Raw genomic sequence first — 14,749 nt, 5'->3', positions numbered from 1 at the left:
GATGCTCGATGTCAAAAAGGTGACCTGGCGCGAGTGGCTCGGCCTGGGTGCCGGGCTGCTCGCGGCCGTGTCGCTGTTCCTCACCTGGACGACGCTGAGCGCGTCGGCGCCGGAGGTGAGGGAAGGCCTCGATTCGCTGCCACGCGAGGACGTCGTGCGCAGTGCGTGGAACTCCGACTTCCTGTCGTGGTTCCCGCCGCTCGTGCTGCTCGTCGTCGGCGTGGCGGTGGTGTTGCTCGGCCAGGTCGGCAAAGTGCACCAAAGCGGCCTGCCGCAGCTGTGGCTGGTCGCCGCCACCATCGTGCTGCTCCTGATGGCCATCGGCTGGTACGCGATCGACCTGCAGTTCGGCAGCGAAGAACGCGCCCTCTTCGAAGCCGGCGGCATCGTCGTCGGCTCCGGCTTCGGCCGCTACCTAGCCCTCGCCGCCGGTGTCATCTCCCTGGTCGCCGCCATCCTCGACTCCCGCGCCACCCGCCGCACCGCCTGACGCCCCTCGTGAGTGGCTACGAGTGCTAGAACACCCGGTAGCCACTCACGAGGGGTGCTGGGGCGGGAGGTACGGCTAGAAGCCTGTGTTTATTGGCAGGCGCGCCATCAGGTTTGCGTGACCAGGGCGTGGCATGAGGAGGTCGGTCACGGCCGGCCAGGGGGCGCCCTGCTCCCGCAAACCTGGCCTTCGGCGAGCGCGCGCGGTGAAGACTCCCGCCCGTTGGGCGGACGTGAGTCGCTGTGTCTGGGTCTCAAGATCTAAAAGCCCGCGTGGCTGGGTTTACTGCGTGCGGGCCGGGTCCAGAGAACCACGATCGCAACCACCCTGCTCACCCCTTGCATCAGAAAGCGCTTTCTCTTATGTTCGCAGGGCAGTAGAAAGCGCTTTCGTGCCTGGTTGAGGAGGGCCGTGATGGAGGATTTCCCGTTACCGGGTGGCATCGGCGTCTCGCATCTCCGTGCGTACGAGTGGGAAGCCGAGGACGGTGTGTGCGGCGGCAGCCCGCATATGCACCTCGCCTGCACCGAGGCCTACGTCGTCACCGGCGGCCGTGGCGCGGCACAGACACTCAGCGTCGACGGCTACCAGGAGACCGATCTCGAGCCCGGTATGATCACCTGGTTCTCCCCGGGCACCGTCCATCGCATGGTGCAACGCGACGACCTGCGCATCACCGTCCTGATGCAGAACAGCGGACTCCCCGAGGCGGGCGACGCCGTCTTCACCTTCCCTCCCGAGATCCTCGCCTACCCGCAGGCCTACGCCGAAGCCGCCGCGCTCCCCACCGACGAGAACGCCGCGCGCACACGCCGGGACCTCGCGATCAAGGGTTACCTCCCGCTGCGCGAGGCGTTGGCCGGCGGCGACAGTGCGCCGTTGCGTGAGTTCTACCGGGCGGCCGTGGCGCTCGTCGCGCCGAAGATCGACGAGTGGGCTCCCCGCTGGCGTGCGGGCGCGCTGGCCGCGGCGGAGCTGACCGGCGAGCACCTCAAGGCGCTGGCGAACGGCGACGCGAGCCATCTGGCGCGGTCCGGCGTCCGCGTCACGACCCCGGTCCGGGACGGCTACGGCATGTGCGGGCGCCGCAGCGAGTACGAGATTTCGTAACTGGAACAGGAAGGCTGACCTTGATGAGCGTGCCCACCTTGGGTGTCATTGTGAACGGCGCGACCGGCCGGATGGGCTATCGGCAGCATCTCGTGCGCTCACTGCTCGCCATCCGCGACCAGGGCGGCGTCGAGCTCGAAGACGGGACGCGTGTGCAGCTCGACCCGGTGCTCGTCGGGCGCAACGCGGTCAAGCTCAAGGAGGTCGCCGACCGCCACGGCCTCACCCGCTGGACGACCGATCTGGACAGCGCGCTGTCGGACGCCGCCAACACCATCTACTTCGACGCGCAGGTCACCTCGGCCAGGGAGAAGTCCGTCCGGGCCGCGATCGGCGCGGGCAAGCACGTCTACTCCGAGAAGCCGGTCGCCGAGCTCGTGTCGGACGCGCTCGTGCTGGGGCAGCTCGCCGAAGACGCCGGGATCATCCACGGCGTGGTGCACGACAAGCTGTTCCTGCCAGGACTGCTGAAGCTGCGGCGGCTCATCGACGGCGGCTTCTTCGGCCGGATCCTTTCGGTGCGCGGCGAGTTCGGTTACTGGGTCTTCGAGGGCGACTGGCAGCAGGCGCAGCGCCCGAGCTGGAACTACCGCTCCGAAGACGGCGGCGGCATCGTGCTCGACATGTTCTGCCACTGGAACTACGTGCTGGAGAACCTTTTCGGCAAGGTGGAGGCCGTCACGGCCAAAGCCGTCACGCATATTCCCCGGCGGTGGGACGAAAAGGACACCGCGTATCCCGCGACGGCCGATGACGCCGCGTACGGCATCTTCGAGCTCGAATCCGGGATCATCGCGCAGATCAACTCGTCTTGGTGCGTGCGCGTGAACCGGGACGAGCTGGTGGAGTTCCAGGTCGACGGCACCGAGGGCAGCGCTGTCGCGGGTCTTCGCAACTGCCGTGTGCAACACCGCTCCGCCACCCCGAAACCGGTCTGGAACCCCGATCTCCCGGCCACCGAGTCGTTCCGCGACCAGTGGACCGAGGTCCCCGACAACACCGAGTTCGACAACGGCTTCAAGACCCAGTGGGAGGACTACGTCCGCGACGTCGTCGCTCACCGCCCGCACGTCTACGACTTCTTCGCCGCCGCACGCGGCATCCAACTCGCCGAGGCAGGCCTCAAGTCCTCCGCCGAAGGCCGCCGAATCGCTCTGGATCCGTTGTAGGTCAGTCCTTGCCGTTGCCGCCGGGGGCGGACTGGTTCCGGACGATGAGCACGACCCGGTCATCGCTCGAAATCGGTGCGCCACCGTCCTTGTTGACGGTTCCGGCGACGGCCAGATCCGGGGAGATCATGCTTATCCCGGCGATCCGGCCGTAGTTCGGACTGTTCTTGCCGTCGTTGGTGATCCCGGGCTTGCCGCTGACCGAGCCGTCCGGCGCGATCGGCACGTTCTGGATGTTGCCCGCTGTCGACGTCGACACGGCGATGTAGTTGGTGAAGTCCGCGCAGCCGGTGACGCCGGGTTTGTCGGGCCACGTCCAGGCGGGCACGCTCAGCGGCTTGCCCGGCTGCAGGCGGTAGATGACGTCCTTGTCAGCGGCTTTGTCGGTGACCCAGGACCGCGCGCCGTCGGCGGACCGGCACAGGCCGCCCGGCGCGTGCAGGCCGCTGGCGAAGATCGACGAGCCCTCCGTCGGGTTGCCCTGCGCGGCCTTGCCCGCAGAGTCGATGCGCAGCACCTTGCCCGCGAGCGAGTTCGGGTCGGCCGCGGCGGCCGCGTTGCCCGCGTCACCGGTCGCGACGAGCAGCGCGCCCTTGCCGTCGGAGACGATGGCACCGTGATTTCCGGTGGCGCCCTTCGGGATGCCGATGAGGACGGGTTTCGGCTCCTGCCCCTTCGCGATCCGGACGACCCTGTTGTCCGTGGGCGTGGTGATGTAGGCGAAAACGAGCTGGTCCTCGGCGTAACTGGGCGACAGCGCCAGCCCGGTCAGGCCGCCGTCACCGGTCGCGTCGACAGCGATCTTGGCGAACTCGACGGCGTCCTTCTCCGTGGCGACCTGAAGGATCCGGCCGCTCTTGCGCTCGCCGGCCAGCGCCGCGGCGGTGGCGCCGTCGCTGGGGAGCCCGGCCACCGCCGTCACCGTGTCCAGGCAGGTCGCGATGACGGCCTTGTCGAAGTCCTTGCAGCCCTGGGGCGGGGGGATCGGCGTCTGCGAAGAGCGCGGGCTGCCGCCTTGGGCGTCCCCGGCTTTGCCACCGTCGATCTCTGGCAGCTGTGGTTTAGGGCCGGCCTGCGGAGACAGCTGGGGCGCGGGCCCGTACGTCTGCTTCGCGGCCGAATCGTCGAAGTTGGCGCAACCGGCCAGCAGGAGGACACCGCCGGCCATCAAGGCCAGCGGCCGAAACCATTTCCGCTGTGACTTACGCACGATTTGTGAGCGTAGGCGCGCGTGCGTGAATGCCGGGTAAGCGGTGCGGATTACGGTGGTGATCATGACGGTCACCGTGCTGGTCCCCGATGACGAAGGCGTTTCCGCGTTGTCCGAGCTCGACGGCGTGCTCGCCGTGCGCTACGCACTTGGCGAACCGCTGCCCCCGGAAGCCGCGAAGGCCGAGGTCCTGATCCCGGCGCCGGGCGCGCAGAAGGTGACGGACGCCCTGTTCGCGGAGCTGCCGAACCTGAAGCTCATCCAGCTGCTCTCGGCCGGGGCCGAGGACTGGATCGCGTCCGTGCCCGACGGCGTCCTGCTGTCGACATGCCGTGGCGCGCACGGTGGCAGTACCGCGGAGTGGGTCGTGGCCGTGCTGCTTTCGCTGTACCGCGAACTGCCCGGGTTCACCGCTGAGCAGGCCTCGCGGCACTGGGGGCGCCGGTCGACCGACACCCTGCAAGGCAAGCGCGCGCTCGTCGTCGGCGCCGGTGACCTCGGGCGTCAGCTCCGGCGCAGGCTGGAGGCGTTCGACACCCGCGTCACGCTGGTCGGGATGTCCGCCCGTGACGGCGTGCGCGGCGTCGATGAACTGCCGGAGCTGCTCGGCGGGTTCGACATCGTGGCGCTCATGGTGCCCCTGACTTCGCGGACCCGCGGCATGGTCGACGCCGGTTTCCTCGCCGCGATGAAAACCGGGGCCGTGCTCGTGAACGCCGCGCGCGGTCCCGTCGTGGACACCGACGCGCTGGTCGCCGAGCTGCGAACCGGCCGCCTGCGCGCGGCGTTGGACGTCACCGATCCCGAGCCGCTGCCGCCGGGGCACCCGCTGTGGGAGATGCCCGGATTGATCCTCACGCCGCACGTCGGCGGCTCGGTGCACGGCGTGCGAAATCGCTCCTACGCTGTCGCCGCCGCCGAGATCGGTCGCTATGCGGGCGGCGAATTGCCGAACAATCTCGTACATGGCGAGTACTGAGCACTCCGAGCGCTACCCTGCCTCGGTGAGTACTCAGGATGACTCGTACGGCGACACCAGCGTGCTGAGCGGTGTCGAAGATCGCCCGAAGCCCATCGAAGAAAGGTGGCATGGCGGCCTCGACGTCGGCCTCCTGATCCTGCGCGTCGTGCTCGGCGTGACCATGGGCGCGCACGGCCTGCAGCACCTGTTCGGTGCTTTCGGCGGTCCGGGCGTCGGCGGTTTCGCCCGGGTGCTGACCGGGTTCGGCTACACGAGCCAGACGACGCTGCTTTCGTGGATCACCGGGATTTCCGAGGTCGCGGGCGGCGCGCTGGTGATCATCGGGCTGTTCACCCCGCTCGGCGCGGCCGCTCTGCTGGGCGTGGCGGCGAATATCGTCTACGCCAAGTTCCGCGGCGGGTTTGTCGAGCAGCAGGGCCAGGGCTTCGAATTCGAGCTGACGCTCGCGGCGATGGCACTCGCGCTGATCTGCACCGGCGCCGGCCGGATCTCGTTGGACCGCAACACTCCCTGGCGACGCCGGCCGGGGACGTTCGGCTGGCTGGCGTTCCTTCTCGCCGCCGCCGCTTCCGTCGTTGTCATCGTGCTGTTCCGCTAGTTCCCCCGCCCGCACAACGCTATGAACGGACCGTTCCTGCCGAAAAATGGTAGGAACGGTCCGTTCATAGCGTTGTGGGCCTACTTGTTCGGGTCGCGGACCGCGCCGGTGTCGGCGGAGGTCGCCATCCGGGCGTAAGCGCGCAGCGCGGCGGTGATGGGCCGCTGCCGGGCGACGGGCTGCCACGGGCGTTCGCTGGCTTCCATCTTCGCGCGGCGGTCGGCGAGGACCTCGGGCTCGACGAGCAGTTCCAGGCGGCGCTCGTGGACGTCGAGCACGATCTGGTCGCCGTCCTGCACCAGGCCGATCAGGCCACCGGCGGCGGCTTCCGGCGAGACGTGCCCGACGGAGATGCCCGAGGAACCGCCGGAGAACCGGCCGTCGGTGAGCAGCGCGCACTTCTTGCCGAGGCCGGAGCCCTTGAGGAACGCCGTCGGGTGCAGCATTTCCTGCATTCCCGGACCACCCGCTGGGCCTTCGTAGCGGATCACCAGGACCTCACCGGGCTGGATCTTCTTGCCAAGGATCGCCGAAACGGCTTCCTCCTGGCTCTCCAGCACGCGGGCGGGACCCTGGAAGTGCCACAGTTCCTCGTCGATCCCCGCGGACTTGATCACGGCGCCGTTCTCGGCCAGGTTCCCCCGCAGGATCGCGAGGCCACCGTCGACGGTGTGCGCGTGCTCGACGTCGTGGATGCAGCCGTTGGCGGCATCGGTGTCGAGCGAGGACCAGCGGTTCGACGTCGAGAAGGCCTCGATCGTCCGCACGCCACCGGGAGCGGCGTGGAACAGCTCGATCGCTTCGGGTGTCGGCGATTCCGCGCGGATGTCCCAGTCGGACAGCCATTCCTTCAACGTCGGCGTGTGCACCGAAGTGACTTCTTCGTTCAGCAGTCCGCCGCGGTACAGCTCACCGAGGATCGCCGGGATTCCGCCGGCGCGGTGGACGTCTTCCATGTGGTAGTCGGAGTTCGGCGCCACCTTGGACAGGCACGGGACCTTGCGGCCGATCGCGTCGATGTCCTCGATGGTGAAGTCGACCTCGCCCTCGCGCGCGGCGGCGAGGATGTGGAGCACGGTGTTGGTCGAACCGCCCATGGCCATGTCCAGCGCCATCGCGTTCTCGAACGCCGCCTTGGTCGCGATCGACCGGGGGAGCGCGGACTCGTCGTCGTTCTCGTACCAGCGCTTCGCCAGCTCGACGACCGTGCGGCCGGCGTTGGTGAACAGCTCACGCCGCGCCGAGTGCGTCGCCAGCGTGGAACCGTTGCCCGGCAAGGAAAGCCCGAGCGCCTCGGTGAGGCAGTTCATCGAGTTCGCGGTGAACATGCCGGAGCACGAACCACAGGTCGGACACGCGGAGCGCTCGACGGCGTCCAGCGCTTCCTGGTCGACACCGCTGTTCGCGGACGCCGAGATCGTGGTGATCAGGTCGCTCGACGGGTGCGCGACATCGCCGACGACGACGGCCTTGCCGGCCTCCATCGGGCCGCCGGAGACGAACACGACCGGGATGTTGAGCCGCAGGGCCGCGTTGAGCATGCCAGGGGTGATCTTGTCGCAGTTGGAGATGCAGACCAGCGCGTCGGCCTGGTGGCCGTTGACCATGTACTCGACCGCGTCGGCGATGATCTCGCGCGAAGGCAGCGAGTAGAGCATGCCGCTGTGGCCCATGGCGATACCGTCGTCGACCGCGATGGTGTGGAACTCGCGGGCGACCCCGCCGGCCGCGCGGACCCCTTCGGCGACGATGTCGCCCATGTCCTTGAGGTGCACATGACCGGGCACGAACTGGGTGTAGGAGTTGGCGATGGCCACAATCGGCTTGCCGAAGTCACTGTCGGTCATTCCGGTGGCGCGCCAGAGCGAGCGGGCGCCTGCCGCGTTGCGGCCGTGGGTGGTTATGCGGGAGCGCAGCGGAGGCATGGCTACTCCAATGTCCTCGTTTTAGTGCGTGATCGGGCTTGAGAAGCCGGTGGTGACCGGCGAGTGGACGGCGCCCGGGTCGGTGCGCGCGTCAACTGGTCCTACCAATCCTACTCCGGCGGGGAAGCCTCGGAGTCGTCGGTGGTCGAGGTCATGTCGTCGGTGAGGCCGCTGGGGTCCCGCACGAGCCCTCCACTGACCAGTGAAATCACCGGCAGATGCCGGGTCCGCACGGTCGGCAGGGTGATCTGGCTGTCGTCGGTCAGCACCGCGCGGACCTTCGACTTGTCCGTGATGGCAAGCCCTTTGAGCGAAGCCCACGGCAGCGTGCGCTCGCCGAACATCGTCCGCACGGTGAGGCCTTCGGCGTCCGCGACCGTCCTCGTCCGCACCACGAACACGGCCAGCAGGATCGGGAAGACGTAGATGACCGCGAGCCAGAGGTATTCGCCCAATGCGACCGGGGTGATGCAGAGCACGAGGAAGGCGATGCCGATGAAGGCCGTTCCCGGGATCTTGAAGATGGCCTTCTTGGCTGGTTCTGCCTGCTCTTGCTGCTGTTCTGGAGCCACCCCAAGATGGTGCACCGCGCGCGCGGGCGCACTGAACGCGGGGCCCGGTGTCCAGTATGCGGAATCACGATCCCGCAGAGTTGACACATTTGACAGCGACCGATTACGGTCAACCCCGTGATAAAGCTGACCGGCCTCGTACTTCCCAAGCGCATCGACGCTTAGGGGAGACCTAGCTGCGTCGATGCGCGACCCTCGTGCGACCTTATGGTCGGCGGGGGTTTTTTGTTGCCTATAGCAAGAAACAGCACAGAGAACACCCGAACGAGTGACACCGAGACCCACGAGGCAGAACTGATGACAAGCGCCACCTCGCGATCGGAAACGAATGCCGGTGCGGCGGCCACACCGGCGTCGCCAAGCCACATCGGCTCCCGACCCAAGCCCGCTCCGCCCGCCGGCACGCCGGTCCGGATGACCGGAGCGCAGTCGCTCGTTCGCTCGCTCGAATCGGTAGGCGTCGAAATCGTCTTCGGTATCCCCGGCGGCACGATCCTTCCCGCCTACGACCCGCTGCTCGACTCCACGAAGGTCCGGCACGTCCTGGTCCGCCACGAACAGGGCGCGGGACACGCGGCGACGGGTTACGCGCAGGCCACCGGCAAGGTCGGCGTCTGCATGGCGACTTCGGGCCCCGGCGCGACGAACCTGGTCACGCCGCTGGCCGACGCCAACATGGACTCGGTGCCGGTCGTGGCGATCACCGGCCAGCAGAGCCGCGCGCTGATCGGCACGGACGCTTTCCAGGAAGCCGACATCTGCGGCATCACGCTGCCGATCACCAAGCACAACTTCCTGGTGACCGATCCGATCGACATCCCGCGCACCATCGCCGAGGCGTTCCACCTGGCCGCGACGGGCCGTCCCGGGCCGGTCCTGGTCGACATCCCCAAGGACGTCCTGCAGGAGATGACCTCGTTCTCCTGGCCGCCGGAGATGCGGCTGCCGGGCTACCGCCCGACGCTGCGCCCGCACGGCAAGCAGGTCCGCGAGGCCGCGCGGCTGATCGCCGCCGCCAAGCGTCCCGTGCTCTACGTCGGTGGCGGTGTCATCAAGTCGGAGGCCTCCAAGCAGCTGCTGGAGCTGGCCGAGTTCACGAACATCCCGGTCGTGACGACGCTGATGGCCCGCGGCGCGTTCCCCGACTCGCACCCGCAGCACCTCGGCATGCCGGGCATGCACGGCACGGTCTCGGCCGTCGCCGCGATGCAGCGCTCGGACCTGCTGATCACCCTCGGCGCGCGGTTCGACGACCGCGTCACCGGCCAGCTTTCGTCGTTCGCGCCGGAAGCAGCCGTCGTGCACGCCGACATCGACCCGGCCGAGATCTCCAAGAACCGCAAGGCGGACGTCCCCATCGTCGGCGACTGCGCGGAGATCATCACCGAACTGACCCACGCCGTCCGCGGTGAGTTCGAGCACGCCGGCACGCCGGACCTCCACGCCTGGTGGACCCAGCTCGACGACCTGCGCACGAACTACCCCGCGGGTTACGAGTGGCCCGAAGACGGCACGCTTTCGCCGCAGTACGTCATCGAGCGCATCGGCCAGCTCGTCGGGCCGGACGCCGTCTACACCGCGGGCGTCGGCCAGCACCAGATGTGGGCCGCGCAGTTCATCAAGTACGAGAAGCCACGGAGCTGGATCAACTCCGGCGGGCTCGGCACGATGGGCTTCGCCGTCCCGGCCGCGATGGGCGCCAAGTTCGGCATGCCCGGCACGCAGGTCTGGGCGATCGACGGTGACGGCTGTTTCCAGATGACCAACCAGGAACTCGCCACCTGCGCGATCGAAGGCGCGCCGATCAAGGTCGCCGTCATCAACAACGGCAACCTCGGCATGGTGCGCCAGTGGCAGAACCTCTTCTACTCGGGGCGGTACTCGCAGACCGATCTCGGTACGCACAAGCACCGCATCCCGGACTTCACTCTGCTCGCGGAGGCGCTCGGCTGCGCCGGGCTCCGCTGTGAGACCAGGGAAGAGGTCGACGCCACGATCAAACGGGCGATGGAGATCAACGACCGCCCCGTCGTCATCGATTTCGTCGTCGGCAAGGATGCCCAGGTGTGGCCGATGGTCGCGGCGGGCACCGGCAACGACGAGATCATGGCTGTGCGCGGCATCCGCCCCCTTTTCGACGATGACGAGGTCAGCGAATGAGCATCCACACTTTGAGCGTCCTGGTCGAGAACAAGCCGGGTGTGCTCGCGCGCGTCGCCGGCCTGTTCTCCCGGCGCAGCTTCAATATCGAGTCCCTCGCCGTCGGACCCACGGAGAACCCGGAGGTGTCCAGGATGACGATTGTGGTCGCCGTCGAAGAGCTACCGCTCGAGCAGGTGACCAAACAGCTCAACAAGCTGGTCAATGTGATCAAGATCGTGGAACTCGAGAAGTCCACCGCGGTGCAGCGTGAACTGCTGCTCGTGAAGGTCAGGGCGGACGCCACGGTGCGCAGTCAGGTGCTCGAAACCGTGCAGCTGTTCCGTGCGAAGGTGGTGGACGTGTCACCGGAGGCGCTCACCGTCGAGGCCACCGGTACGTCGGACAAGATCGGCGCGCTGCTGCGGATGCTCGAGCCCTACGGCATCCGTGAGCTCGTCCAGTCCGGCATGGTCGCGGTCGGCCGCGGAGCCCGCTCCATCACCGCGACTTCAGCTCGATAGACCTCTGTTTCAGTATTTCGAAATACAGTGTCATTGAAAGGACAAACACCCCAAATGTCAGTCGAAATCTTTTACGACGACGATGCCGACCTCAGCATCATCCAGGGGCGCAAGGTCGCTGTGATCGGATACGGCAGCCAGGGCCACGCGCACGCGCTGAGCCTGCGCGACTCCGGGGTCGATGTGCGCATCGGCCTGCCCGAGGGCTCCAAGTCCCGGGCCAAGGCCGAGGAGCAGGGCCTCAAGGTCCTCACGCCCGCCGAGGCTTCCAAGGAAGCCGACCTGATCATGATCCTGGCGCCGGACACCAAGCAGCGCTACATCTACGCCGACGACATCGAGCCGAACCTCAAAGACGGCGACGCGATCTTCTTCGGGCACGGCTTCAATATCCGCTACGACCTGATCAAGCCGCCGTCCAATGTGGACGTCGCCATGGTCGCGCCGAAGGGCCCCGGCCACCTCGTGCGCCGCCAGTTCGTCGACGGCAAGGGCGTTCCGGCGCTCATCGCCGTAGAGCAGGACGCCACCGGCGGTGCCCAGGCCCTCGCGCTCTCGTACGCGGCGGCCATCGGCGCGGCGCGCGCGGGTGTCATCAAGACCACCTTCACCGAGGAGACCGAGACCGACCTCTTCGGCGAGCAGGCCGTGCTCTGCGGTGGCGCCTCCGCGCTCGTGCAGACCGGGTTCGAGGTGCTCACCGAGGCCGGTTACGCCCCGGAGATCGCCTACTTCGAGGTGCTGCACGAGCTCAAGCTCATCGTCGACCTGATGTACGAGGGTGGCATCGCCCGCCAGCGCTACTCCATCTCCGACACCGCCGAGTACGGCGACCTGACCCGCGGCCCGCGCGTCATCTCGCCCGCGGTCAAGGAAGAGATGAAGAAGATCCTGGGCGAGATCCAGGACGGCACCTTCGCCCGCGAATGGGTCGCCGAGGACGAGGCAGGCCGGCCGAACTTCACCAAGCTCGAGAACGCCGGCAACGAGCACCCGATCGAGGTCACCGGCAAGAAGCTTCGCGGCCTCATGTCGTGGGTCGACCGCCCGCTGACCGAAACCGCCTGAGTTTCCTTAGGCCCGTAGTGCCACCAAGGCCACCTTGGTCGCGTTCAACGCGACCAAGGTGGCCTTGGTGGCTTTGGGGCGGAGCGCGATATCGTGGGCACTATGAGTGAGCAGCCGGTCGACGACAAAGCCCATATCCGTCACGAACTGGATCTGAGCAATGCGCCGTGGCAGCGGGCGGAACCGGAGGGCGTGACCCTCGAGGACGCCGTCGAGTACGCCTTCGTGCCGCATACCGACGGCGTCACCTACGTCGCGATGCGCCAGTCCTCGAAGCCCGACGGTGTCATCCTCGTGTTCACGCCGTCGGAATGGGACGCCTTCGTGCTGGGCGTCAAGGACGGGGAATTCGATCTTCCGGAAGAAGACTGATCAGTTCCTTCAGTCGCCCGGACGCGGCGGCGAGGCTCAGATGGTCGCCGTAGTCCCGTGATTCGACGATCAGCCCGTCGCGGACACGCAGCACGAAGATGTTCGACACCCGGAACGGGCGGCCGGTTTCAGTCGTGCCCTGGTAGTCGAACTCGCCGATGACCACCTCCGGGTCCGTCGATTCGTAGACGACGAGGTCCCGCGCCTGGAGCTGGATCGACAGCTCGCCGGCGAGCGCGAAGTGGTCGCGCAGCTCCTGGCGGGTCTTCATGGTTGCCGAGTTCGGCAGGAACGGGTGCGAGACCTGGGTTTCCGGCGCGTACAGCTCGGGAAGCTCGTCCCATTTCCCGTCCGAGACGCCGTAGACGAGCCGCTCGAAAACGCCGCGCGGGCTGTCCGGTGCCGCGGTGCTGGGTGGTCGTTCCGGTAGCGGGGCGAGCTCCGGAATCGTGTTCTCGACGGCTTCGGCCAGCGGGGCGAGGCTGCCGCCGGCGGCGGCGAACTGGAAGTAGTCGTGGTAGTCGCGGGATCCGGCGATCAGGCCGTCGCGGATCCGCAGTACCTGGATATTGGCCGTCTCAAAGGTTTTCCCGGTGTTCAGTGCTTCGCCCGAGTAGTCGTATTCCACGACGATGACCTCGGGGTCGGTGGTTTCGTGCACCACGGCGTTGCGTCGCCGCATCCGGAGCGTCTGGGCGAGCCCGCCGGTGAAGTGCTCATGGACGATCGCGCGGCCCTCGATTCGCGTCGGCACCGGTGGGCGTTGGGGATGCTCGACAACGGTGTCTTCGGCGTAGAGCGCGGAAAGTTCTTCCCAGCGTCCTTCGCTGATGCCCTCGGACAGGCGTTCGAACACTTCGCGGGGTGTTGGCACAGTTCCTCCCAGACGTACTAAACGGAGTCTTCAGTCCGCATCCACGATACGGACTGAAGACTCCGCTTGTCCACCGCCCGCCATCTGTCGACAGATGGCGGGGTGTGGGCGGGTAGCCGTTCTGTTGATGGGAAGGTCCTGTTGGGCGTTTCTGCTGGTCAGGTGGGTCGTGAGTGGCTACGAGTGTTCTAACACTCGTAGCCACTCACGAGCCATCTGTCGACAGATGGCGATAGTTGCGGACGCGGGGTATCGCTCTCAGTCTGTGGGCCAGGGGTGGCCGCTGTGCTCGGCCCAGCCTCTCGGGGTGCTGTCGTAGAGGTTGTCCTTGAGGGATGGATCGGCGCCCGCCTCGAGCAGGATCCGGAGGACCTGCGAGTGGCCGTTCTGTGCGGCCAGGTGCAGGGCGGTTACGCCGTCGCCGTGGCTAAGGCCGCCGAACGTGCCGCGGTGGTCGACGTCCGCGCCGAGTTCGACGAGTTTGCGGACGGCGTTGCCCGCGCCCTGAGTCGCGGCCCAGGCCAGGGGCGTGCCGCGATAGACGTCGGCGTCGATTTCCGCGCCTCGTGCGACGAGGAACTCGACGGCCTCGACGCGGTCGTTGCGGGAGGCCCAGCTGAGGGCTTCGTTCCGGATCTCGGCCGGGTCATCGGAGTGCTTCCACGCCGGGAACCCGCTGTGCGGACGGTAGAACTCGCGGTGGGCTCCTTGCGTGGCAAGGGGTTCCGCCAGGAGATCGAGCCGCCCGAGCCCGGCCGCGACCCGCAGGTTGCCCGGCGCGAGACTGCGTTCCGCCAGGATCTCGGCGGCCTGACGATGCCCCCAGAACAACGCGACGACCAGTGGGGTGCCGCCGTCCCCGCGTGCGGAGACGTCCACCGGCGCGCCTTCGTCGAGCAGCATGTTCAGGAGTAGCGGCAGGTTGCTGTACGCGGCCTGGTGCAGCGGGGTCCAGCCGTGGGCGTTGCCCTGTGACGGGTCGGCGCCGGCGTCGAGCAGGACCCGGCACAGGCGCTCGTCATGGGTGGCGCTCGCCATGCCGAGGAGGTCGTTCCCGTTGGTACCACGGGTATGCACGAGCTCGGGGAACTCCTTGACGACCCGCGCGAGTCCGTCGACGTCACGCGCCTCGACAAGCCGGTACGCCCGGGCGAACGGTTCGCCACTTTCACTCAACGAGGTGACATGGTCCCGCAACGTCCGCCAGGACGAGAAGCCGTGCTCGCGCGCGACGACCGCGCGAGCACCTTCGCGGGTGAGTGGCTGTTGCCAGCGTTCGAACGGTTCTTGCGCTTCAGTCGTGCCGTCTTCAGCGGACGCGAGCAACCCCAGTGCGCGGTCGGCGTAGTACTCGGTGTCGGCGTGATAAGCGTGCTGGAGCTCGGATCCGTGTTCCTCGACGCGCCGGACGTACGCCTGCAGCTTCGGCCAGCTCGGAAACCCGTGCTGCCGCGCGATCTCGAACTGCGCGTCGGTCAGCTTCGTCTTTTCGGCGCGGGCGAGGTCTTTCGCGCGCTTGCGGAGCTGTTCGAGACTCGGCTTCGGGGGCAATGAACCCATGACGCTTCCTTCCCTTGACGCCCGTGGTCCGCCGGCACCGGGCAGGAAAGAAGGTGGGTGCTGGTTGTGCGGGTGCTGCAGGGGCGGGCTCGGCCCTTTCCGCGGACGGGACGCGGCCCCCGCCGCGCCCCGCGACTTTACCCGACTAACAGCTGT

Annotated in this window: 14 protein-coding genes; 9 read left to right on the top strand and 5 right to left on the bottom strand. The window is 67.7% G+C overall.

All coding sequences use genetic code 11. The features are described from left to right. Window position 1: 1 nt before the first annotated feature. From VGP60_RS06050 to VGP60_RS06040, 3 genes are all read left to right on the top strand, one after another. Window positions 2-490, top strand: a complete 489-nt coding sequence (locus VGP60_RS06050) for a hypothetical protein (protein ID WP_327546862.1) — start codon at window positions 2-4, stop codon at window positions 488-490. Between the two features lie 414 nt (window positions 491-904). Continuing rightward, a complete protein-coding gene (locus VGP60_RS06045) occupies window positions 905-1,600 on the top strand; it encodes a cupin (protein WP_327546877.1) in 696 nt (231 codons plus the stop codon). 23 nt (window positions 1,601-1,623) lie between these two features. Further along, window positions 1,624-2,769, top strand: a complete 1,146-nt coding sequence (locus VGP60_RS06040; RefSeq protein WP_327546861.1) for a Gfo/Idh/MocA family oxidoreductase — start codon at window positions 1,624-1,626, stop codon at window positions 2,767-2,769. Window position 2,770: 1 nt separating this feature from the next. Here the strand turns inward: VGP60_RS06040 and VGP60_RS06035 are convergent, their stop codons facing one another. Then, window positions 2,771-3,937 carry a PQQ-dependent sugar dehydrogenase gene (locus VGP60_RS06035; RefSeq protein WP_327546876.1) on the bottom strand — a complete coding sequence of 389 codons (1,167 nt, stop codon included), beginning with the start codon at window positions 3,935-3,937 and terminating at the stop codon, window positions 2,771-2,773. Window positions 3,938-4,043: 106 nt separating this feature from the next. On the opposite strand from VGP60_RS06035, the gene VGP60_RS06030 reads away from it, so the two are divergent. After that, a complete protein-coding gene (locus tag VGP60_RS06030) occupies window positions 4,044-4,958 on the top strand; it encodes a 2-hydroxyacid dehydrogenase (protein WP_327546860.1) in 915 nt (304 codons plus the stop codon). Window positions 4,959-4,983: 25 nt separating this feature from the next. Further along, window positions 4,984-5,559: a DoxX family protein gene (locus tag VGP60_RS06025; RefSeq protein WP_327546859.1), complete on the top strand. Its 576-nt coding sequence runs from the start codon at window positions 4,984-4,986 to the stop codon at window positions 5,557-5,559. Window positions 5,560-5,639: 80 nt separating this feature from the next. Here VGP60_RS06025 and ilvD read toward each other — a convergent pair whose 3' ends face one another. Together ilvD and VGP60_RS06015 are read right to left on the bottom strand one after the other, a co-directional pair. Next, complete coding sequence (gene ilvD / locus VGP60_RS06020; protein ID WP_327546858.1) at window positions 5,640-7,484, bottom strand: dihydroxy-acid dehydratase; 1,845 nt, start codon at window positions 7,482-7,484, stop codon at window positions 5,640-5,642. Between the two features lie 110 nt (window positions 7,485-7,594). Continuing rightward, window positions 7,595-8,056, bottom strand: a complete 462-nt coding sequence (locus VGP60_RS06015) for a PH domain-containing protein (protein ID WP_327546857.1) — start codon at window positions 8,054-8,056, stop codon at window positions 7,595-7,597. 297 nt (window positions 8,057-8,353) lie between these two features. Between VGP60_RS06015 and VGP60_RS06010 the strand changes: the two genes are divergently transcribed. The 4 genes from VGP60_RS06010 (at window position 8,354) to VGP60_RS05995 (ending at window position 12,159) form a co-directional block, all read left to right on the top strand. After that, entirely contained in the window at window positions 8,354-10,216 is a 1,863-nt protein-coding gene (locus VGP60_RS06010) for an acetolactate synthase large subunit (RefSeq protein WP_327546856.1), read from the top strand. Then, entirely contained in the window at window positions 10,213-10,719 is a 507-nt protein-coding gene (ilvN, locus tag VGP60_RS06005; protein WP_327546855.1) for an acetolactate synthase small subunit, read from the top strand. The genes VGP60_RS06010 and ilvN overlap by 4 nt, the downstream gene beginning before the upstream one ends. A 54-nt stretch (window positions 10,720-10,773) precedes the next feature. Continuing rightward, window positions 10,774-11,787, top strand: a complete 1,014-nt coding sequence (gene ilvC, locus VGP60_RS06000; RefSeq protein ID WP_327546854.1) for a ketol-acid reductoisomerase — start codon at window positions 10,774-10,776, stop codon at window positions 11,785-11,787. Window positions 11,788-11,889: 102 nt separating this feature from the next. Next, on the top strand, window positions 11,890-12,159 hold the full coding sequence (locus VGP60_RS05995; RefSeq protein WP_327546853.1) for a DUF397 domain-containing protein: 270 nt from the start codon (window positions 11,890-11,892) through the stop codon (window positions 12,157-12,159). Here the strand turns inward: VGP60_RS05995 and VGP60_RS05990 are convergent. Both VGP60_RS05990 and VGP60_RS05985 read right to left on the bottom strand, forming a co-directional pair. Beyond that, window positions 12,122-13,033, bottom strand: a complete 912-nt coding sequence (locus VGP60_RS05990) for a nuclear transport factor 2 family protein (protein WP_327546852.1) — start codon at window positions 13,031-13,033, stop codon at window positions 12,122-12,124. The genes VGP60_RS05995 and VGP60_RS05990 overlap by 38 nt on opposite strands. 258 nt (window positions 13,034-13,291) lie before the next feature. After that, window positions 13,292-14,593, bottom strand: coding sequence for an ankyrin repeat domain-containing protein (locus VGP60_RS05985; RefSeq protein WP_327546851.1), 1,302 nt, complete (start codon window positions 14,591-14,593; stop codon window positions 13,292-13,294). Window positions 14,594-14,749: the final 156 nt, after the last annotated feature.

The organism is Amycolatopsis sp. (assembly GCF_036008905.1).
In the GTDB taxonomy this organism is placed as follows: domain Bacteria; phylum Actinomycetota; class Actinomycetes; order Mycobacteriales; family Pseudonocardiaceae; genus Amycolatopsis.
The sequence above is the reverse complement of the archived record's forward strand: the minus strand, read 5'-3'. Positions and strand labels throughout refer to the sequence as shown.